Origin of the sequence: Candidatus Symbiopectobacterium sp. (assembly GCF_020054415.1) — a bacterium.
Classification (GTDB): Bacteria; Pseudomonadota; Gammaproteobacteria; order Enterobacterales; family Enterobacteriaceae; genus Symbiopectobacterium.
Genome location: NZ_JAHWCO010000648.1, coordinates 1 through 1648 on the forward strand (window position 1 = coordinate 1; position 1648 = coordinate 1648).

Here is a 1648-nt window from a genome sequence, read left to right on the forward strand (position 1 = left end):
GTCCCGGTCCGGCCGGCGTGGTGCGGGTGCCTTGGGGTTCTCGTGGCCGTGTCGGGAGGGTCGGGTGTGCGCCGGGTGGGATGAACCTGAGAGTTTGATCCTGGCTCAGAGCGAACGCTGGCGGCATGCCTAACACATGCAAGTCGCACGGGTGGGTTTCGGCCCATCAGTGGCGGACGGGTGAGGAACGCGTAGGGATCTGTCCTCGGGTGGGGGATAACCGCGGGAAACTGCGGCTAAGACCGCATGGGGCGCGCGGGTGAGACCGCGCGTCAAAGGCGCCGGCCGTGAGGTCGGTGTCGCCCGGGGGTGAGCCTGCGTCCGATTAGCTTGTTGGCGGGGTAGCGGCCCACCAAGGCGTCGATCGGTAGCTGGTCTGAGAGGGTGATCAGCCACACTGGGACTGAGACACGGCCCAGACTCCTACGGGAGGCAGCAGTGGGGAATATTGGACAATGGGCGCAAGCCTGATCCAGCAATGCCGCGTGGGTGAAGAAGGTCTTCGGATTGTAAAGCCCTTTCGGCGGGGACGATGGTGACGGTACCCGCAGAAGAAGCCCCGGCCAACTTCGTGCCAGCAGCCGCGGTAATACGAAGGGGGCGAGCGTTGCTCGGAATGACTGGGCGTAAAGGGCGCGTAGGCGGATCGCGCAGTCGGGCGTGAAATCCCCGGGCTCAACCCGGGACGTGCGCCCGAGACGCGTGGTCTGGAGTGGGGGAGAGGGTCGCGGAATTCCCAGTGTAGAGGTGAAATTCGTAGATATTGGGAAGAACACCGGTGGCGAAGGCGGCGACCTGGCCCTTTACTGACGCTGAGGCGCGACAGCGTGGGGAGCAAACAGGATTAGATACCCTGGTAGTCCACGCTGTAAACGATGTCGATTGGGAGGTTGTGCCCTTGAGGCGTGGCTTCCGGAGCTAACGCGTTAAATCGACCGCCTGGGGAGTACGGCCGCAAGGTTAAAACTCAAATGAATTGACGGGGGCCCGCACAAGCGGTGGAGCATGTGGTTTAATTCGATGCAACGCGAAGAACCTTACCTACTCTTGACATCCAGAGAACTTTGTAGAGATACGAAGGTGCCTTCGGGAACTCTGAGACAGGTGCTGCATGGCTGTCGTCAGCTCGTGTTGTGAAATGTTGGGTTAAGTCCCGCAGCGAGCGCAACCCTTATCCTTTGTTGCCAGCGATCCGGTCGGGAACTCAAAGGAGACTGCCAGTGATAAACTGGAGGAAGGTGGGGATGACGTCAAGTCATCATGGCCCTTACGAGTAGGGCTACACACGTGCTACAATGGCGTATACAAAGAGAAGCGACCTCGCGAGAGCAAGCGGACCTCATAAAGTACGTCGTAGTCCGGATTGGAGTCTGCAACTCGACTCCATGAAGTCGGAATCGCTAGTAATCGTAGATCAGAATGCTACGGTGAATACGTTCCCGGGCCTTGTACACACCGCCCGTCACACCATGGGAGTGGGTTGCAAAAGAAGTAGGTAGCTTAACCTTCGGGAGGGCGCTTACCACTTTGTGATTCATGACTGGGGTGAAGTCGTAACAAGGTAACCGTAGGGGAACCTGCGGTTGGATCACCTCCTTACCTGATGATATTGATTCTGTGAAGTGTTCACACAGATTGTCTGATGAAA

General features: G+C 58.5%; 1 rRNA gene. It reads left to right on the forward strand.

The features are described 5' to 3' along the window. Positions 1 to 82 precede the first annotated feature (82 nt). A 16S ribosomal RNA gene (locus QZ506_RS18770) occupies positions 83 to 1599 on the forward strand. The last annotated feature ends 49 nt before the right edge of the window (positions 1600 to 1648 follow it).